This window comes from Bifidobacterium sp. H6bp9 (assembly GCF_032193695.1).
Taxonomy (GTDB): Bacteria; Actinomycetota; Actinomycetes; order Actinomycetales; family Bifidobacteriaceae; genus Bombiscardovia; species Bombiscardovia kimbladii.
On the sequence record NZ_JASTZY010000001.1, the window covers coordinates 1 to 19,947 of the forward strand.

The window sequence follows — 19,947 nt, forward strand, 5'->3', positions numbered from 1 at the left end:
CTTCGCACGAGTAAGAGCGGCCGGGCGGCGTATCAATCCCCCCGCCCCCGGCCCACCTAGGGGGAGCAGGGAGGAAACGTGTCAATCAAGGCTCAACCCCAAGAGAGCCGACACTTCCCTCCCGCGCCCCCACCACACTTCCGCAGGCGGAAGCCGAGGGCAGGCATGCACGCCCCCGCCCCTACCTGGGAGAGAGGGAAACACGGCCAGGCCGGCCAGGAGGCTCAACAGCCTCTAGTCGGCCCGGCCGCTGTTCATCTCCCTATCCCAGCATAATCGCGCAAACAGCAGCTTCATCCCCGAACATTCAGCCTCGTTCAACTTCATTCAAAGCCAAGCCTCGACGGGCCATGCTGTGAAAGTTGCGGTATCGTTACCGCACTGATATAACTGAAGGCTGTCAGAACCGTTCGCCTGCCCATGGCGGCGGTCAGGCAACCGCCAAGGTCGGCAGTCCGGTCCGGCGGCCGACCACTTCGACGAAAGGCCATGATGGCGTACGCGACGATCAGGGATGTGGCCCAACGGGCCGGAGTCTCCGTATCGACGGTCTCCCGAGCCCTCAACGACTCCGGGCGCATCTCCCCCGCCACACGACAGCGCATCAACCAGGTCATCCACGACCTGCACTATGTGCCGGACTCCCGGGCCCGGTCCATGCACTCCGCCCACTCGCGCACCATCGGCCTGCTCATCCCCGACATCCGCAACTCCTACTTCGCGGATCTGGCCTATCTGATCCAGGGCCAGCTGCTCAACCACGGCTTCCAGACCCTGATCTGCACCTCCACCCAGGGCGACCCCGGCGAGGACCGGGCCCAGGTGCGCAACCTGCTGGGCCAGCACATCGACGGAGCCATCATCGTGCCCGGGCCGCGTTCCTCGCACACCCTGGAGGAGCTGACCAGACGCGGACTGCCCCTGGTCTGCGTGGACCGTGCCGCCGAGGGTGCCGCCGGACGCGACGGGCGGGCCATCCCCTGCGTGGACGCCGACCCCGAGCCCGGCCTGAGGCAGGCCCTTGAGGATCTGCACGCCCAGGGCCACCGGCGCATCACCCTGGTGCCCGGGCCCCTCAAGGAATCGGCCACCTTCCGCGAACGCCTGAACGTCTACCGGAACCTGCTGGCAGGCATCGAGGGCATGGACGACCCCCTGGCCGACCAGGTAGAGCCCGGCACCTTCGACCCCGACATGATCGACCTCTGGGCCCGGCAGGGCATCACCGGCGTGCTCTTCGGATCCTCCCTGGATGCCATACGCGCCATCAAAACGGCCCAGTCCCGAGGAATCGGCATCGGCGAGGACCTGTCCATGGTCACCTTCGACGACCTGCCCGTCTTCCGCATCCTGACCCCGGCAGTGTCGACCATCTCCCAGCAGATCGACACCATGGGGACCCGCTGCGTGGACATGCTCCTGGCTCTGATGGCGGGCTCGCCCGTGCGGTCGGTCCGGCTGCAGACCAGCTACCGCCACTGCGCTTCGGTGGGTCGCCCGCCCGCGCACACCGGCCAGGATCCCTGAACCTGTCACAGCGTGATCATCAAGGCGGACAAGCTCATCAAGGAACGGAGAAACATGATTCAAGATATGGCGGCGGCACCCGACCAGGTGCTCAAGGGACTGGATGCCATCACGGGATCCATCTCGGTGGTCGGGTCCATGAATGCGGACTACACCGTCAACACCGACCGGCTGCCCAAGCCCGGCGAGACCATCAACGGCGGTCCCCTGCAGGTGCTGCCCGGGGGCAAGTCGGCCAACCAGGCGGCGACCGCGGCCCGCATCGGCGCCCAGGTCCGGCTCTTCGGGGCCGTGGGATCCGACTCCAACGCCGACTTCCTGCTGGGGCAGCTGGGCAACGCCGGGGTGGACGTCTCCCATGTGATGACCGTGCCGGGAGCCAGCGGAACTACAGTCATCACCGTGGATGCGCGCGGCGAGAACACCATCGTCTACTCCCCCGGCTCCAATGGCAAGGTGGATGTGGACTACGCCCACCGCTCCCGCCAGGCCCTGACCTCGGCCAAGGTGCTGGGCCTGTGCCTGGAGAGCCCCATCGAGACGGTCACCGAGGTCGCGCGCATGGGTCACGAGGCCGGCATGACCGTGCTGCTCAACGACTCCCCCTTCCGCGCCGACCTGCCCGCCGACCTGATCGCCAACTCCGACCTGATCCTGGTCAACGAGCATGAGATGGCCCAACTGCTGGGCATCGACGAGCCCGAGGACGGCGACTGGCTGGGGGCCGACTGGGACCGGATCAACCAGACCATGCAGGACTTCGGCTTCCACCGGGCCATCGTCACCCTGGGCGGCGAGGGGTCCATGGTGCTGGACCAGGGCCGGACCTACCGGATTCACGCCGTGCATGTGGACGCCGTGGACACCACCGGCTGCGGGGACGCCTTCATGGGCACCGTGCTGGCCGGCCTGGCCTCCGACATGACCCTGGTGCAGGCCGCCCAGCTGGCCTCCTATGTCTCCGCCTACGCTGCCACCGGGCAGGGGGCGCAGGCCTCCTACGGCACGGCCGAGCAGATTCGGCTGCGTTTCTCCTGAGGCTGGGTGCCCTCCCCTGCGTTGCCAGGCCGACGAACCGTTGCGGAATGCACGACGATTCGTCGGCCTGACTGGTATCTGTGGAATACAGGCTGAATGGATGAATATGGGGGTGCATACTTGTTGCCGGTTGCCAATTGCCGGTTGCCGGTTGCCGGTTGAGCACAAATGTGGAATCCATATGGAACCCATACCCATTGCCGACTGAGCGCAAGTCTGCGATCTGCTCTTACTGCCTGCTGAATCCAAGCACGGAATCCGAGCTTGTTGCCAGTTAAAGCCCTCCAAGGGTTGGGACGTGCATTGGGGTACGCATACGTCTCGGCCGTGCATGCTATGCAGAAAGCCATTCCATGTAAGAATGCATGTACGTAAGAATGCATGTACAGCACCACGGCAAGGAACGGTACTAGGCCTCCAAAGCCAAAGCGGCCAGACCGATAAACGGCAATCGCCATCTGCAAAGCCGCCATCTTCCGGCTCACTATCTTCCAACTCGCCATCCTCCGACTCGCCATTCAGCATCCACTCCCGATCGCGGCTGCTCCGACTTATCCACTTTCGGACAGCCTGGGCCCACATTTGACCACATCATCCTTCGGACTGATGGCACCTCCCTCCGCCCCCGAATAGTGTTGATTCCATGAGCACAGTCAGTCGAACAGCGCAGCGACCAATCACCAGGTCCAATAATCGAATGCTGCTGACTGACGCTCTCTTCGCCATCCTTCTGTTGCTTCTATCGAGTAGCTCCACCGCCAATCTCAAAGATGGGGCCCTGATCCCCTTGCAGGAAAACCTAATCCTGATGTGGACGGTCCTGCTCATAGCTCCTGTCGTTATCCGTCGTCGATTCCCCGACCTGGCAGCCTGGCTCTTCGCTGCTGTGGCTCTGGCTCAGCTTTTGTTGGGGCCAGCCATCATGCCCGCCGATGCAGTCTGCCTGGTTATGGTCTATTCATGTCTGCTCTATGGACGCCCATCCTTGCGTCGACTCTACCTGACCTTGGCCTGGGTCATGACGCCCTTATCCTGCCTTATCTTCACATTGGTCGATTTGGGGTTTCTGCCTCCGGGCAGAGCACAGCCGGATCGCACCTCAATGTGGCCGATCTCATTCAGAGAACTGGCGACCACCTTCCTATCGAATTTTCTGATCGAAGGGCTTTTACTGCTCGTAGCCATCGTCACAGCCTACTGGACGCGGACCAGGCGAGATGCCCTTGACGAGGCTCGTCAACGCAATCACGCCCTGGCCCTGCAGGCAGAACAGAGCGCCGCCCTGTCCGCCAGTGCTGAGCGGGCCCGCATAGCGCGTGACATGCACGATGTCGTCGCCCACACACTGTCCATCGTCATCGTGCAGGCCGATGCCGGCAGATACGCAGCCACTGCCAATACGAGCCTTGCCCTCAAGACCATGCGCACCATCGATCAAGAGAGCCGTCGAGCCCTACGCGAGCTGAGCTCTCTCTTCGGCAAACTCAAATCACCGACCAACCCAGCGGCCGCAACCAGCCAAAAAACATCGGATTCTCCTTCCGGCCAGCTCCCGTCTTCCCCACCACCAACGGATCCTGCCGACATCCATATCCTTGACCAATCTCAAGCAACTGCCCAAACGAATTCCCCTCGTCAATCCGCGAACGCTCATGATCCGGATCCAGCCGGTACGGATCGCACTCAGCCAAGTCAAGCCAGCGACTATCTTCACACAAGCAAAGAGACTTCAGCTGCTAATACTGCCAAGGCCAACGTTGATACGGCCGACGATGCGTGTATTTGGCCCTCGGTCGCCACCTCTTCAGACAATCCGCCGACCAGCTACGGATCATGGACAAACTTGATAGATGCCGCCCAACTTGCTCAGCCAGAATCTCAATTCAACCTACGCCTCGAAGGCCGACCCCACCCAGAAAAGTTGGATCGAAGCCGCGCCATAACAGCTTATCGGGTCCTTCAAGAAGCCTTGACCAATGTTCGCAAGCATGCCGCTCCTGCTTCGAATGTGCTGATTGAAGAACAGTGGCTCACAGACGGTCTGTGCCTCACCATTGACGACCACCCGCTCAATCATGCCACTACCAATTCAGATTCTCCGCCGCAGATGGACCGACCTGAGCATTCAGGTTTCGGCCTTTTGGGAATGCGCGAACGACTGACTTCCCTGGGAGGCAGCCTTCAAGCTGATCCCAAGCCAGAAGGCGGTTACCACCTCCAGGCGCGGATTCCTTTTGCTTCTGCGCCAAAACCCGACCCTGAAGCAGGAATACATGCCAACCGACAAATGCAATGGTCCTTGCGTTCTATTGTCTCCACGCTCTTCGTTTGGTTCCAACGCCATCCATTGACGGCCGACCTGGGTCTGGTAATCGGAGTCGTATTGGTAGAAAATCCAGGCCCAGCTCTTGCCATAGCACCTGTCACTCCCCAATATGATCCAGGCCGGCCAGCAAGAATCATTGCCACACTAGCTATCGCTTTGCCTCTGATTGTGCGCAGGGTCCGTCCAGGCATTTGCGCCGCCATAGTGGCTGCTGTCGCCGCCCTGCTACTGCTCTTCTCGCCCTGGCTGCCGGAAGCTGCAGTCTTGTCCCCAATTGCCGTCTATTCAGCAATGGTTTACGGTAAAAACTCCACCAGGCGCTGGGTTCCGTTCGCGGTCATCACGGATATGGTTTTGTGGGCTGTCAGATGTGCAGCCAATAACCAAGGGCGTCCCGCCATTCTGTCTTACATGACAGAAGGACCGGCAGAAGCCTCTTTTTCTGCATCCCATTTAGCGCTTTTTATAGTGATGGCCACACCGGCCTTGATCTGCCTGCTGACCATTCTGATTGCCTCACGCCGACGCACTCGTGGTTCGGTCCTGCTTCTCCAGCAGGAACGCGAGCGCGCGCTAAACCAGACCCTGCAGGAAAGCCAGGCTCTGGCAGCCAATCAAGAGCGCGAACTCATTGGCTCTACCATGCAGGTAGAAGTGGCTGCAACCCTGAATACAGTCATTGCATCCACTACCAAAGCCATCTCCGAGTTGAACCATTATCAAGTCAAGGGGGTGAACCCTTCCCCAGAGCAGGTAGCGCAAGCCTTCGGCGACATTGCAACTCAAGGACGCCAGGCCCTAGCTCGCATGCGACAACTGCTCACTATCCTGCGTCACAGTTCCAGAACCGATTTGCGTTCAAACATTGACACCGCCGATTCCCAAGACACGAGCCTCGATTCATGCAGGAACCAGATGGTCGAACCCACACACAAGACCATACCTTTGCCGGCTCTTCATCCAGCCAAACCCCTGCCAGTAGATCTCGATGATCAGCTCGACAACCATTCGCAACAATCACAACAGGATAAGGAGCCAGAGCATGCCCAATCGGACCAATCAGAGCAATCGAACTCCTGACATAGGCGTTCCTGATGAGGAGCACCTCCTAAGACGAACATACAGAAAAATGAGCACTCTATAAGTCATACACCCGAAGATTAGCCCACTACAGGCAACGATAGCTGACGAGCGCCACTCCACTATTTAACAGTCGCTCCGACGACAGTTGTTCAGTCAACATTTCAGTCAACATTTACTCAGTCAACAATCAACCAGGCAGCGATTACATTGATTAGAAATTGAAACCGGTCGTAATTCCCAGTCATAATTCCCAGCAACACTCAACTCAGATAAAATCGGATGGTGGCGCTGGCCATCATCTAGCGGAAAGAAGCAGGCTCTCATGGAACGGACCGAACCCATCAGCGTTGCCGTCGTGGACGACCAGGATCTGGTCCGAGCCGGTTTTGCCATGGTCATCGGCTCCCAGGATGACATGACCGTGGTTGGCCAAGGCGCGGACGGCGAGCAAGCAGTGGATCTGGCCTCACGCCTGCGTCCTGACGTGATCCTCATGGATGTCCGCATGCGCGGCATGGATGGTTTGACAGCCACCCGCCTGATCACTGCTTTGTCACCCGACCGTCCGGAGCCCAGGGTCATTGTGCTGACCACCTTTGATCTTGACGAATACGTCATGGCTGCCATAAAAGCCGGTGCATCAGGATTTCTGCTCAAGGATACCGAGCCTGAAACCCTCCTGTCCTCCATCCGTACAGTTCACCGGGGCAATGCGATCATCGCTCCTTCGGCTACAAAACGCCTGATCGAACACATGGCCCATGACGTGCCTGCGGCCGGGTCCATGCCATCGGGATCGACCTACCGCGATCCCGAAGTGGACCTGCTCACTGATCGCGAGCTGCAGGTCCTGATTCACATAGCCCAAGGTCTGAGCAACCAGGAGATAGCCGACAATCTGGGGATCTCACTGCCCACGGTGAAAACCCATGTCACTCACATTCTCAAGAAGATCAATGCCCGGGACCGCGTCCAGGCGGTGGTCTTCGCTTACGAAAACCATCTGGTATGAACCTGGACGTCATGCAGCATCAATCGTCACTAAGAGCCTCAATGGGTGAAACCTTGACTGCCTCCCTGGCTGGCAGCACACTGGCTGCCACCGCAGCCAGCAAGGCCACTGGCAGTATCAGCGCAAAAGTCGACCATGGCACGGTGAAGGTCACGGATCCTAAGGGCACAAAGACCTGGTAGGCTCCTATCCATCCGAAGAGCGTTCCTAGAACGATTCCAGCCAGACTGGCTCCCAGGGCTATCATGCAGGCCTCGACTCCCAAGGATCGACGAACCTGGACGCTGCTCATGCCGATTGCCCTGAGCGTGGCAGTCTCACGACGGCGTTCCAGCACCGACATCATCAAAGTGTTGGAAACCCCTATCAGTGCGATAATCACAGCAACGCCCAGCAGTGCCACCATGATCGCCAACAAGGTATCGATTGTTTCGCCCCATCGCCTCTTTTGCGTCAGCCCTCCGCTCATAGCCATGTCGTCATGCTCTCCTACAGCCTGACGTATGTCATCCAAGAGCAGTGCAGCATCGCGATCTCCCTGCGTCCTAATCCAGATTTCATGCGTCTTGGTGTCAATCCCAGCGACATTCCGGGAGTCCGTGATTGCATAGACGCCACTGTTATCCAGCCCTCCGAATCCGGCGAAGACCCCGGTCAATGTTCTTCTTGCATCTGCCTCCTTTTCACGTTCGTCGTCCGCCTGAGGATCAGCTATCGACAACTTCAGCTGACTTCCATCCCGGTAACCGGAATGCTTGGAAATCGTTCTGGTCGACACCAGTAGCGCATCCGACCTTTGCATACCTGGACCCAGATCGGCATGAAGCACTCGCCTGATCCGTGAAGCATCCAAGGCATAGACAGTCATGGAAGCTTGTGAGGGGCCTCCTGACTCGACCTTAGCATTAAATCGCTGCACCAGCTCTGCATCTGCAACACCTTCGACACGCTCAATGGCCCGCACATTTCTCTTGTTCAGCCCCTGACCAGATATTTCAATATCCACGGAATAACGCTGATCAATATCCTTGAACAAAGTACGTTTAGCGGTTACCGCACCCGTAGCCAAAGTGGAGACCAGAGTTACGCCAATCAGCAGAGCAACACCTGTGGCAGCGACTCGTGAGGGATTTCGAGCGATATTCGCCACTCCGACCCTGCAAGATGGTCCAATCTTGGACACAAGTCTACCCAGGCAACGCAGCAGAGCCGGAATCCATCGACGAGCCCCTATCAACGCACCCAGAAAAATCAGCAAAACACCCAATACCGCGAGACCTAGCAAGAGTTCCTGCTGATTACTGGCCTGGACTGTATTGCCAGAGTTTGTCCTGACTAGCTCGGTGACGCGCCAAGAGGACCAGATCACCAATGCCAGACCAACGGCAGCCAGCAGGATACTGATTCGTAAACCGGCCCGCTTCCTGCTGCCTGGGTCCTGATGATCCACTGGCTGCAGGGCTTCAAGCGGTCTGACCCTGATAGCCGTACGAGTAGACCCAAAGGCAGCCACCAAGGTTGCCAAAACACCGAGCGCAAACGGAACCAGGAGGGCAGCAGGGGTAAGCAAGAGTTCAAGCTTCATTGTGCCCGAATGCAAACCAAAGCAACCGGCAAGGCCCATCAATCCCATGGCCAGCAGGATGCCAATAAAGGACGATATGACGCCAAGGAGCAAAGCCTGTTGCAGCACACTTACCCTGATTTGCCGTCGATCAGCACCAATAATCCTCAGCAGGGCCAGATACCTGCGCTGTCGGGCCACCATGATCTGGAAGGTGTTGGCAATCACCAAGGCAGCAACCACCATGGCCAGCACACCGAAAGTCATGAGGAAGACGGTCATGAAGTCCACACCATTGCCCGTCTGCTCACTGAGCAGTCTGTCCTCCATGGCACCACGGTCCTCCACCCGGTATCCATCGGGAACGTATCGACTGATGTTTTGCAGAGTGTTTTGGAGTTCCTTGCCTTGGCCGTCAACCAGCAGATAGATGTTTTCCACAGAGGGAGACTCAGGTCCAACCATTCCCGCCATAGTCAGCAGGCGATCAATCCGAGAACCCGTCAGCACCACAGCTCCGCCGAAGTCGTCGTACTGTCCGCCACGGCTCGCGCTGATGCCTGAGACGGTCAAGTCCACAGTGCCCTGATCGACAAGGCGTTCTGTACTCGAAGAATCCTGAGCACTATCGCTATCACTACCTGGCAGCATCATCGGGGACAGATGAAGGCGCACCTTATCGCCCAGACCCACACGGAGCCTGTCGGAAACGGAATGCGGCAACACAACCTGATCATCTGAATCCGGCCATTGCCCCCGGTCCAGATCAACAGGCATGAGTTCCTGCCTGGCACCCGCAATGGCAAGAATCCCCTTGCTGGACTGACCGTTTGCTTCCATATCCATCATGAGGCTGACATCAGGGCGCAGACCACGAACCCCCTGCAATTTCGACAGTCCTTTGCTGTCAAACTTGTCGAACAGGATTGGCTTGTCCTGATCCTTTCTGGAGGTCACAGCATAGTTGGCTCGACCGGCATCCAGGCTAATCTCACGACGCATGGAGGCATTCGCCACGTTGCCAAAAAGGAGCGTCAGACACATAAAGAGGGCGCCGATCACGATGGCCAGGCCAGCCGGCATCATCATACGTGCATCGCGCTTCATCATCGTACGGGTTATCCGCCACACAGTGCACCCCCTAGTCCCGTACCTGGGAATCGCCAGCAGTGCCAGCCGACACTTGTTCAGACAGAAGGTCATTCATGGCCTTCACCGTCGGATCCTGTCGGTCCGCAACGATCTGTCCGTCTGCAAAGACCAGCGCACGGTCGGCATAGGATGCGGCATAGGCATCATGAGTGACCATGATGACGGTCTGCCCCAGCTCGCGGACCGAATCCCGAAGGAAGCTGAGCACCTCGGTCGAGGAAACCGTGTCCAGGTTTCCCGTAGGCTCGTCCGCAAAGACGATTGAAGGCTTGGTGATGAGGGCCCTGGCAATGGCCACACGCTGCTGCTGGCCACCCGAGAGCTCGCTGGGCCGATGGTCCAACCTCTCCGACAATCCCAGAGTCTCTACCAGCTGCTCCATCCATGAGGTGTCGGGCCGAACATCGTCCAGTACCAGCGGCATGAGGATGTTCTGTTTGGCAGTGAACATAGGCAATAGGTTGAAGCTCTGGAAGATGAATCCCAGATGCCGTCTCCTGATAAGGGTCAGCTGACGGTCGTCCATTCGTGTCAGGTCGACTCGGCCGGCCTGATCAATCGATGGATGGTGACGATCTCCGCTCTTCGAATGCAGAAGATCAGCGGCCATATAGACATGGCCTGAGGTGACAGTATCCAGACCAGCCAGAACGTGCATGAGCGTTGACTTGCCCGAACCTGAAGGACCCATGATGGCGGTGAACCGGCCACGCTCGAAATTCACGTCAATTCCGCGCAGGGCATGGACGGCGTTAGATCCTTGCCCATAATCCTTGGTCAGCTGCCTGGCGCTGACGGCCGGCTGACCCACGATGCCTGGACCTGCTCTGTCGATCAACCCTTGTGAAGACGAAGTATCCGCTTTGTTCTGCATGGTGCTCCTTATCCGCGAGGAAACCTTTCTCCCGTCAGCTTCCGACCCTATGCGGCTATTAGCTGCCGCGATATGCTCCCTGGGAGCGATGAAGATAATCATCCTTACGGATGAGTGCGCTGAAGAAGTCCTCCTGTTAGGCTGACACCATCCAACTCAACGCGGGGCTGCGGGAATGGACATTTGCGGAGATGAAGCAAATCATGTCAAGCATCTTGCTCAACACAAAAGACACGAGTCACAAGACATGCAACCATAGGACCAAGGGATTGAAACAGTTGCCTAGATTCCCGTGATTGACTACAGGAACACCCAAGCAGGGTCAAGGAAAACATCACCTGGCAGAATGAGTCATTCATTCCCGGCGCCGACCAAGGCATGCCAGAATGAAGGTTGGCTTGCCGTCATTCCTCTGCAAGAGCCACGACCGGCGGAGTCCGGTTGACGCGTCTTGCAGGCAGAACGCTTGCCAAGATCGCGGCTACGAGCGCCACCAGCAGAATCACCAGACCAGTGGACCAGGGAATGGGGAAAGCCACAGTCCCCAACGAGGAGAAGATCTCATAGGCTGCAACCCAGCCGAAGAGCAGGCCCAGGACCATGCCAGACAAGGACGACCCCATGGCTATCAGCCCTGATTCCACAGCCAGGGACCGTCTGATCTGCTTGCGGGTCATCCCGATGGCCCGCAGGGTGGCGGACTCTCGCCGGCGTTCCAGCACCGAGAGGGAAAGCGTGTTGGCCACGCCAATCAGGGCGATGGCCACTGCAACCGCCAAGAGAGCCAGGATGATCATGAACAGGCTGTCGATGGTCCGATCCCACTGCTGTTTTTCAGCCAGACCACCCTTGACGGAAACAGCCGAATAACCAGAAAGCGCGTCTTTCACCTTGTCAATGAATGCTGAGACTGTTGGTGAACCATCGACCTTGGCCCAGATCTGCACGGTCTGAGGCTGAACGCCATTGAGCGAGGATGAGTCAGTCAGACCATAGAAATTACTGGCATCAATCCCCTGGAAGGGCGCATAGACACTGGTCACGAAAAGTCTTTGAGCCACCGATGCGGATCCCCCATGAGCGTCGCCTTGAATCGGGTTGAGAATATTGAGCCCCAGATTCCCTCCGTCATGAAAATCCTTCTGTTTGTCCATGCGGCTTTCTGGAAGCAGAAGGGCATCCTGTCCGGAAAGATCCTTGCCGACCTTGGCATTCAGGAGGCGATCGATCTTGTTTGAATCCAGGGCGAAAATAGTCATCCCCGCACCATTCTCGCCGCCTGATTTGACCATGGCAGCATACTGGGGCACCAGTTCGGCCTGTGCGACCCCGTCGATCCGTCGAATGGCGTTCAGAGCCTTGGCATCCAGGCCATCGGCGCTGATCTGCAGATCGACCGAGTAGTGCTCATCCATCATGTCGGCCATGGTCTGCTTGGCGCTGGCGGCGCCTGTAGTCAGGGTGGCAACCAGCGTTACGCCGATCAGAAGAGCGGTACCTGTTGCCGCCACACGGGAATGATTCCGCGCAATGTTAGCCACGGCGATTGTGGACGAGGGCCCGATCCGCGAAACCAGGGACCCGACTCCCTTGAGCATGAAAGGAATCCAACGATTGGCACTGAAAAGGATACCTAGGAAGGCAAGAACAATGCCGATGACAGCCATCGCGGCAACAATGTTCGGCCCATCTCCGGATGCCTTGCTGGCCTTGTCTGCCGTGACACTGAGCCTGACCTGCCATAGAGACCAGACCGTCATGGTGATGCCCAACAGAATCATGACCACGCTGACAAACAGACGCATCCTGCTCGTCCGCTTGTTCTCCAGAAGATCGGCAGGCCTCAGCGCCTCCAAAGGACTGACCCTGGTGGCGGCCCATGAGGAGCCCAGGGAGGCCAAAACCGTAACGACGATGCCGAAAACAAGAGGCACCAGGAAGACTGCCGGAGTCAGCTTCAATTGGAAGTAGAGGGAACTCGTATGAGCTTTGGCTACACCCAGAATGGCCATGATGCCGATGGCGGCGCCGACCCCGATCAGGGAGGCTACAGCGCCCAGGATAATGGAACGCATCAGGACGCTGGCCCTGACCTGGCTCTTATTGGCGCCAATCATCCTCAGGAGGGCCAGGTAGCGACGTTGCCGAGCGACCATGACCTGGAAAGTGTTGGCTATAACGGTGGCAGCCACGAACATGGCCAGCGTGCCGAATACCAGAAGGAAGGTGGTCACGGGGTTTTGGGAACCGCCGAGTGCGGTCTTGACCAGCCGGTCCTCCATAGTGTGACGGTCCTCAAGGGAATAGCCCGAAGGCATGAGCTTGCGCAGAGAGGCCAGAGTCCCATCGAGGTCGCTGCCCTGCCCGGCAACATTCAAGTATGCATTTTGGGCATACAGATTACCCATGTTGCCAAGGCCTGCTGTAGCCATAAAGGCATCTATGGTCTTGGGGGTCAGCACGATTGCACCGCCCGACTCGCCAAACTCGCCGCCTTCGTTGCCCCGGTTCGAACTGACGCCCGACAAGGTCAGGGGCTTCGATATGAACCTGCCCGCCACCTGGTCGGCACTGGCCTGATTTTTCGACCCATGGTCCTCGGAAATATACAGCATGTTAGGCGACAGGTTCAGATTCACCTTGTCGCCCAGGGAGAGCCTGAGCCTGGACACAGTCGGCCCGGGTAGGACCACTTGGTCGTCGGCACTGGGCCAGTATCCCTTGGCAAGACCGACCGGCATCAGCGATGAATCCGCCATAGGAATGGCGATCACACCCTCGCTCTTGATTTTGCCGGCGCGGACATCCGCCATGAGCTGGGTGTCTGATCTGACTGCGTGAACTCCTGGGACTTTTGCCAGCTCCTCGGTTTTGAAGTCCTTCACTCTCTTCTGATCGGGATGGCTGCCCTCCGCGGGGATGATGGCGTAGTTGGCCTGTGCAGCATCGGATGAGACCATCCGCCGCATGGAAACGTCCATGGTGTTGCCGAAAAGGAAGGTCATGGCAATAAACAGTGTCCCGACGACAATGGCGATGCCCGCGGGAACCATCATGCCCAGGTCATGCCGCATCATTTTTCTGGCGACGAACCACATGAGCATTCCCCTCAGCGATGAGCAGCTGAGCCAGCTGTAGCTGCGGAGGCCATGACTTCCTCGGAGAGCAGGGAGTTCATGGAATCCACAGTTGGTCTGTCCTGGTCTGCCACGATCCGCCCATCCGCAAATACCAAAGCCCGGTCGGCAAATGAGGCCGCAAAGACATCATGAGTGACCATGATGATGGTCTGCCCCAGCTCGCGGACCGAATCCCGAAGGAAGCTGAGCACCTCGGTCGAAGAGGCCGTGTCCAGGTTTCCGGTGGGTTCGTCTGCAAAGACAATGGAAGGCTTGGTGATGAGGGCCCTGGCGATGGCCACACGCTGCTGCTGACCACCCGAAAGCTCGCTGGGCCGGTGGCTCAGCCTATCCTCCAGGCCCAGGGTCTTGGCCAGAACATCCAACCAGGCTGTGTCTGGCTTGGCCCCATCCAGGATCAGAGGCATGAGGATGTTCTGCTTGGCCGTAAACATGGGCAGGAGGTTGAAACTCTGGAAGATGAAGCCCAGACTCTGGCGCCTCAAGAGTGTCAGCTGATTGTCGTTGAGCTTGGTCAGGTCCACCACTCCCCTCCGCCCTCCTTGACGACGGGCCCGCCTGCCCTTCACACCGGCGGCATCGGTCCCGTTCAGGTAGACGTGTCCGGAGGTAACGGTGTCCAAGCCGGCCAAGGTATGCATGAGGGTGGACTTGCCCGACCCGGAGGGACCCATGATGACCGTGAACCTGCCCTGTTCGAATTCGACATCAACGCCCCGCAGGGCATGGACCAGGTTCTCCCCACTGCCATAGTCCTTGGTCAGTCCCTTGGCCTTGATGGCCACCTGAGCTATTTGCCTCGGTTTCCCCGCACCGGACGACGGATCGGAAGACGCCCTCGTCTTTGCTCCATGTTTCATGCCTCCATCTTACCTACCGCAATATTGCCGCCTCACTGGTCAGGTGCTGTCTGCCACTGGAGAAGGAAGGGGAGGCATATGCAAAGGCGCCCATCGAAACGTAATGAGGTTTCGACAGGCACCTTCTGCTTCTTCGCCTTCTCGGTCATGTATCACGCGTATACGGGACCAGGAAGGAAGTGTGATTGCCGGCTACTTGGCCAGTCCGGACTCCTTCAATGACTGGAAGGCACCCTTGAGGTCGTCCAGAATGTCCTCGATGTTCTCTGTGCCGATGGAGAGCCTGATGGTACCGGGATGGATGGCCTGATCCTCCAGCTCCTCCGGCGTCTCCTGGGAGTGGGTGGTCGATGCCGGGTGGATGGCCAGCGACTTCACATCAGCCACGTTGGCCAGAAGGGAGAAGAGATGCAGGTTGTTGATGAAGACCCTGGCCGCATCCTTGCCGCCCTTCAGATCGAAGGTGAAGATGGAGCCAGCGCCGTTGGGGAAGTAGCGCTTGTAGAGCTCGTGGTCGGGACGGCCCTCGATGGCCGGGTGGCTGACCGACTCCACCTCCGGCACGGTCTGCAGGTAATCCACCACCTTCAAGGCGTTCTCGACGTGGCGCTCAACCCTCAGCGAGAGTGTCTCGGTCCCCTGCAGGAGGAGGAAGGCCGCAAAGGGCGAGATGACGGCGCCGGTGTCGCGCAGGAGGATGGCGCGAATGCGGGTGACGAAGGCCGCAGCGCCCAGATCCTGGTAGAAGCGCAGGCCGTGGTAGCTGGGGTCAGGCTCGGTCAGGGTGGGGAACTTGCCGGGCACTGCCGCCCAGTCGAACTTGCCGCCTTCCACGACGACCCCGCCCAGGGTGGTGCCATGGCCGCCGATGAACTTGGTGGCCGATTCCACGACGATGTCAGCCCCGTGCTCCAGCGGGCGGAAGAGGTAAGGAGTGGCGAAGGTGTTGTCGACGATCACCGGCAGGTTGTGGTCATGGGCGATCTTGGAGATGGCCTCGAAGTCGGGCAGGTCGGCGTTGGGGTTGCCGAAGGTCTCGAAGAAGACCAGCTTGGTGTTCTCCTGGATGGCCGATTCGAAGTTGGACGGGTCCGAAGGGTCCACAAAGGTGGTCTCTACACCATCGCGGGGCAGGGTGTGCTTGAGGAGGTTGAAGGTGCCGCCGTAGATGTTCTTGGAGGACACAATATGGTCCCCGGTCTGGGTGATGTTCCGGAAGGCATACTCCACGGCTGCCGCTCCCGAGGCCACGGCCAAGCCTGCGGTGCCGTTCTCCAGGGCGGCGATCCTGTCCTCGAAGACCCCCTGGGTGGAGTTGGTCAGCCGGCCGTAGATGTTGCCCGGGTCCTTCAGCGCAAACCGGGCCTCGGCGTGGTCGAAGTCGTGGAAGACGTAGCTGGTGGTGGCGTAGATGGGCACGGCCCGGGAATCAGTGGCGGGGTCGGCCTGCTCCTGGCCCACGTGGAGCTGAAGCGTCTCGAAATGGTACTTGTGCGGGTTCTGGTCGGTCATGTCGATTCCTATCTGTTGGTGACGTGCGTCCTCGTCCATGTTCTTGAATGTGACCATAAGCGGCACAAGCCCACCTGTTCAAGCCAGAAGGGACTTTTCGGTATCGTCCTTTTTTATAACAGCTTCCAAAAGGTTGAAAACTGGCCTTTTTCATCTCGCCATTGCACACGCGGCGGTGCCCGTTTAACCCCTCCGCTGTAGAGTCGAGTAAGCGACGGAGAAGGCTCCGCTGCGAACAGCCTCAGCAGGCATGAAGGAGTTCAAAGATGGCCGGACAGACGGACGATCAGAACAGGCTCTACCAGCGCGACAGCAAGTACATTCCCCGAGTCGCCGCTGTGCATGACATGTGCGGGTATGGCAAGTGCTCGCTGACGGCCGCCATCCCCATCCTTTCGGCAGCCGGATGCGACGTTTGCCCGGTGCCCACAGCCCTGTTCAGCGCGCATACCATGTTCAAGGACTACACCTTCCATGACACCACCGAGATGCTGCCGGGATACCTGGATGCCTGGCAGAAGGAGGGCGTCGAACTGGACGGGATCTACAGCGGGTTCCTGGGCAGCGCCGAGCAGGTCGACATCATTCAGCGCATGTATCGGGAATACCCCAAGGCCCTGCGGCTGGTCGACCCGGTCATGGGCGACGGCGGATCCATGTACCCCACCTACACCGAGGAAATGTGCCGGGCCGTGACCAATCTGGTCGATGGGGCCGACCTGCTCATGCCCAACTTGACCGAGGTCAGCCTGCTGACCGGCATCGACTATGAAGGCCAAAACCTTGACGATGCCCAGGTCGGTCAGCGTCTGGGCCGCCTGCTGGACATGGGCGCGAAAAACGTCATCATCAAGGGCATCGACCGGAAGGACGGCAAGCTGCGCAACTTCGTGGCCTCGGCAGATCATGGCGGAGTCAGCGAGCGCACCGAGCTGGTCCACGACAAGCTGCCCTTCATGATCCACGGAACCGGCGACGCCTTTGCATCCAGCCTCTGCGGGGCGCTCTTTGCAGGACGAGGCCTGGCCGATGCCGCCCGGATCGCCGGCGAATTCGTCCGCTCAGCCATGCAGCACACACGCAATCAGCCCGACTATCAGCAGCGCGGTGTCAGCTTCGAGCTGGATCTGGGACAGATGACCGGATTGGTTCGGTAAGGCGGTCACCCGTACCTCAGGTCATAGCATCACAGATTAACTGACCACAGGCCTCTATGGGACCCCGGAGCATTCTCCGCTTCGGGGTCTTCTCATATCCCCTTCCTCTCCACATGAGGTTAAACATGGTAGCTGCCTACAGATAGGCGCCTAGACGAAATTGACACTTTGTCAAAGTTGGTTTTATACTTGAGTCGTCAATGTTGACATAGTGTCAAAGTTCAGTTCCTGGGTCGGCAAACTCCGGAAGGACGGGAAGTAACCATGCAGGCATCAGCTACAGAAGACGCGTCAGCTTTCGCACCGCGACGCTCGCACAAGAGGTCCAGAAAAAGCGACGAAATCGTCCAGGCTGTGATCGATATCTGCAGGAATAAGGGATTCTCCCACATCACCATCAAGGACATCGCCAAGCAGGTGGGAATGACCAGATCCCTCTTCTACCACTACTTCCCCGACAAGGAGACGCTGGCCCAAGCCATGGTGGACAAGTCCGTCAACCAGGTCCTGGCCCGGATGGAGGAATGGAACAGGGTGCGGACACCCGGCGACGTCAAGGGAGCACTGGAGACCGTCGTACATGTGGCCCGGTCGATCATCGCCGACAACAGCCCGCTCCGACAACAGATGATTCACTCCGGCAACGGAGGGCTCTACACGCGATTCGTGGACCAGGTCTCCAAAGCCATAGCCGACTACTTCTGCCAAACAGCAGTTCAGGACTTCGCCAGGCACCACCAGGATCAATTGCCCATCGACCATGTGCGCGAAATGCTGATCGTCCTGATTTCCGGGTTCATCACCCTCCTTAGGGTGCAGCCGGACACCAGCGACGAAACTTTCATCCACATGGCCGCCCAAACGCTCCACTTGGAGCCCTACCTGTAAGGCGACGGCGTCCTTCCCGACATCCGCTGCCAAGAACCAAACCAATGAACACCTGACAGAGAAAAGAAGAAAGGACATCGTCATGTTGTTCCAAGTCTACGGAGCCAACGCCCCCTACCAATGGTTGGGCTGGATTCTTGTCTTCGCATGCCTGATCGGTCTCAACGAGGTCGCCAGGCGGAGCAAGACAGGAGGCATCATCTGCTTCCTGGCCATTCCCGCTGCTCTGACCGCATACTTCCTGACCATCTACGTATCGGCGGCCTTCGGGGCCGATTGGGCGCTGCATAACCCGACCTACGTCCATATGACCAGCTGGTTCCACTATGCCAAGCTCTATGCCGCCACCGCCGGATGCATCGGCTTCATGGCCCTCAAGTACGGATGGGGCAAGATCGGCAAGTCCCACTGGTTCAAGTGCTTCCCTTTCATCATCGTCGCCATCAACATCCTGATCGCTGTGGTCTCCGACTTCGAATCCGCCTTGCGCGGATGGGGCGGAACCTGGGTGTCCACTGAGGGCATCACCTTGATGGGCGGTTGGCACAACATCTTCAATGGGGTGGCGGGCCTGATCAACATCTTCTGCATGACCGGAATCTTCGGCATCTATGCCTCCAAGGACCGTCGCGACATGCTCTGGCCCGACATGACCTGGGTCTTCATCATCTCCTATGACTTGTGGAACTTCTGCTACACCTACAACTGCCTGCCCAACCATGCCTGGTACTGCGGCCTGGCCCTCCTCCTGGCACCCACCTTCGCCAACTTCCTCTGGAACAAAGGAGGCTGGATCCAGAACCGGGCCAACACCCTGGCCATCTGGTGCATGTTCGCTCAGGTACTGCCCATGTTCCAAGACTACTCGGTCTTCTCAACCCAGTCGGTCAACAAGGCCGGGGTCAACCTGACGGTCTCCATCCTCTCCCTGGCCGCCAACGTGCTCGCACTGGGCTACATCCTGGTCCGTGCGCGCCGTCAGCACATCAACCCCTGGACCCAGGAGGTCTTCAAGGGCACCAAGGACTTCGACCAGGCCATCACCCGTGCCGACATGAATGTGGTCACCGCGGCCTGATCCCCCTTAACCAGCCCACTAGGCGCTAGATGGATGGTGACGTGGTTTCCCGGGGGTTGCGTCACATCCACCTAGCTCGCTTCAAACCAAGCATCTTTGTCGATCAGAAATCCAATCACTACCTGACCAATCAGCCATATAGACCATAAGGCAATTGAGGAATAGGAGACCGGATGGTGCTTCTCGAGAAACCATCGGTTGCACCTCCTGGTCTCCTTGAATCCCTGCTTCCCTCATCCGGGTGCATGGCGGCAACGAAGACCATCACAGGCTCTTCTTGTCGTGTTAGCCGACTCCTTTATTGGCCTGTTGCCCCGCATCTCTCTTGATCTCCTTCTCTTGGGCTGCCAGTCTCCGCTTCCATGGTTTCTGTTTCCTTGGTTTTCACTTTCCCCCTTCTCTGTTTTCAACTCTCTTTCAATGCTTTTCTTCTTTTGCCTCTGCCGCCTCTGCCTGATGCAGAGATAAGCGCAATAGGTACAGCGTCTGCATGGTCAATCCACTCGTTCATCCACTTTCGTGCGTGCGCAGGTTCATTCGACCACATGCCCGGTTCTACTAGTCGCCGCCTTCCTTCCAGTGGTCTCCTAGAAACATGGATACACAAGCACTGACTAGACCAACCAATCTCCGCACAGTCTTCAACGACAAGGACGACAGAACCGATGCCGACGCTATGTTCGCAGACCCATCGGTCACACAGCCCATAAGCGCTCTGCCTGATTCCATAGGCTCG

General features: G+C 58.6%; 12 protein-coding genes. 7 read left to right on the top strand and 5 right to left on the bottom strand.

Going from position 1 to position 19,947, the window contains the following annotated elements; all coding sequences use genetic code 11:
• Positions 1-492: 492 nt before the first annotated feature.
• The 4 genes from QRX40_RS00005 to QRX40_RS00020 all read left to right on the top strand — a co-directional run bounded on the left by QRX40_RS00005 (position 493) and on the right by QRX40_RS00020 (position 6,986).
• Entirely contained in the window at positions 493-1,527 is a 1,035-nt protein-coding gene (locus QRX40_RS00005) for a LacI family DNA-binding transcriptional regulator (RefSeq protein WP_313835437.1), read from the top strand.
• A gap of 54 nt (positions 1,528-1,581) precedes the next feature.
• On the top strand, positions 1,582-2,565 hold the full coding sequence (locus tag QRX40_RS00010) for a ribokinase (protein ID WP_396184044.1): 984 nt from the start codon (positions 1,582-1,584) through the stop codon (positions 2,563-2,565).
• Between the two features lie 697 nt (positions 2,566-3,262).
• A complete protein-coding gene (locus QRX40_RS00015; RefSeq protein WP_313835438.1) occupies positions 3,263-5,971 on the top strand; it encodes a histidine kinase in 2,709 nt (902 codons plus the stop codon).
• A 325-nt stretch (positions 5,972-6,296) separates the two neighbouring features.
• Positions 6,297-6,986 carry a response regulator transcription factor gene (locus tag QRX40_RS00020; RefSeq protein WP_313835440.1) on the top strand — a complete coding sequence of 230 codons (690 nt, stop codon included), beginning with the start codon at positions 6,297-6,299 and terminating at the stop codon, positions 6,984-6,986.
• A 19-nt stretch (positions 6,987-7,005) separates the two neighbouring features.
• On the opposite strand, the gene QRX40_RS00025 is transcribed toward QRX40_RS00020, so the two are convergent.
• The 5 genes from QRX40_RS00025 to QRX40_RS00045 form a co-directional block, all read right to left on the bottom strand.
• Complete coding sequence (locus QRX40_RS00025) at positions 7,006-9,660, bottom strand: ABC transporter permease (RefSeq protein WP_313835441.1); 2,655 nt, start codon at positions 9,658-9,660, stop codon at positions 7,006-7,008.
• A 31-nt stretch (positions 9,661-9,691) separates the two neighbouring features.
• On the bottom strand, positions 9,692-10,576 hold the full coding sequence (locus tag QRX40_RS00030; RefSeq protein WP_232356190.1) for an ABC transporter ATP-binding protein: 885 nt from the start codon (positions 10,574-10,576) through the stop codon (positions 9,692-9,694).
• A gap of 404 nt (positions 10,577-10,980) precedes the next feature.
• A complete protein-coding gene (locus QRX40_RS00035; protein WP_313835442.1) occupies positions 10,981-13,674 on the bottom strand; it encodes an FtsX-like permease family protein in 2,694 nt (897 codons plus the stop codon).
• 11 nt (positions 13,675-13,685) lie between these two features.
• Entirely contained in the window at positions 13,686-14,576 is an 891-nt protein-coding gene (locus tag QRX40_RS00040; RefSeq protein WP_313835443.1) for an ABC transporter ATP-binding protein, read from the bottom strand.
• A gap of 192 nt (positions 14,577-14,768) precedes the next feature.
• Positions 14,769-16,088, bottom strand: a complete 1,320-nt coding sequence (locus QRX40_RS00045; protein WP_313836328.1) for an O-acetylhomoserine aminocarboxypropyltransferase/cysteine synthase family protein — start codon at positions 16,086-16,088, stop codon at positions 14,769-14,771.
• Positions 16,089-16,354: 266 nt separating this feature from the next.
• Here QRX40_RS00045 and QRX40_RS00050 point away from each other — a divergent pair, with 266 nt between their 5' ends.
• From QRX40_RS00050 to QRX40_RS00060, 3 genes are all read left to right on the top strand, one after another.
• Entirely contained in the window at positions 16,355-17,245 is an 891-nt protein-coding gene (locus tag QRX40_RS00050) for a pyridoxamine kinase (protein ID WP_313835444.1), read from the top strand.
• 264 nt (positions 17,246-17,509) lie between these two features.
• Positions 17,510-18,133 (top strand): TetR/AcrR family transcriptional regulator, encoded by a 624-nt coding sequence (locus QRX40_RS00055; RefSeq protein WP_313835445.1) that lies wholly within the window; start codon positions 17,510-17,512, stop codon positions 18,131-18,133.
• Positions 18,134-18,215: 82 nt separating this feature from the next.
• Positions 18,216-19,211 carry a DUF5692 family protein gene (locus QRX40_RS00060; protein ID WP_313835446.1) on the top strand — a complete coding sequence of 332 codons (996 nt, stop codon included), beginning with the start codon at positions 18,216-18,218 and terminating at the stop codon, positions 19,209-19,211.
• Positions 19,212-19,947 lie beyond the last annotated feature (736 nt).

What these genes read in the sequence shown, in the direction of transcription:
- QRX40_RS00005 (WP_313835437.1), top strand. Translation starts at nt 493, where the DNA reads ATGGCGTACGCGACGATCAGGGATGTGGCCCAACGGGCCGGAGTCTCC.
- QRX40_RS00010 (WP_396184044.1), top strand. Translation starts at nt 1,582, where the DNA reads ATGATTCAAGATATGGCGGCGGCACCCGACCAGGTGCTCAAGGGACTG.
- QRX40_RS00015 (WP_313835438.1), top strand. Translation starts at nt 3,263, where the DNA reads ATGCTGCTGACTGACGCTCTCTTCGCCATCCTTCTGTTGCTTCTATCG.
- QRX40_RS00020 (WP_313835440.1), top strand. Translation starts at nt 6,297, where the DNA reads ATGGAACGGACCGAACCCATCAGCGTTGCCGTCGTGGACGACCAGGAT.
- QRX40_RS00025 (WP_313835441.1), bottom strand. Translation starts at nt 9,660, where the DNA reads ATGATGAAGCGCGATGCACGTATGATGATGCCGGCTGGCCTGGCCATC.
- QRX40_RS00030 (WP_232356190.1), bottom strand. Translation starts at nt 10,576, where the DNA reads ATGCAGAACAAAGCGGATACTTCGTCTTCACAAGGGTTGATCGACAGA.
- QRX40_RS00035 (WP_313835442.1), bottom strand. Translation starts at nt 13,674, where the DNA reads ATGTGGTTCGTCGCCAGAAAAATGATGCGGCATGACCTGGGCATGATG.
- QRX40_RS00040 (WP_313835443.1), bottom strand. Translation starts at nt 14,576, where the DNA reads ATGAAACATGGAGCAAAGACGAGGGCGTCTTCCGATCCGTCGTCCGGT.
- QRX40_RS00045 (WP_313836328.1), bottom strand. Translation starts at nt 16,088, where the DNA reads ATGACCGACCAGAACCCGCACAAGTACCATTTCGAGACGCTTCAGCTC.
- QRX40_RS00050 (WP_313835444.1), top strand. Translation starts at nt 16,355, where the DNA reads ATGGCCGGACAGACGGACGATCAGAACAGGCTCTACCAGCGCGACAGC.
- QRX40_RS00055 (WP_313835445.1), top strand. Translation starts at nt 17,510, where the DNA reads ATGCAGGCATCAGCTACAGAAGACGCGTCAGCTTTCGCACCGCGACGC.
- QRX40_RS00060 (WP_313835446.1), top strand. Translation starts at nt 18,216, where the DNA reads ATGTTGTTCCAAGTCTACGGAGCCAACGCCCCCTACCAATGGTTGGGC.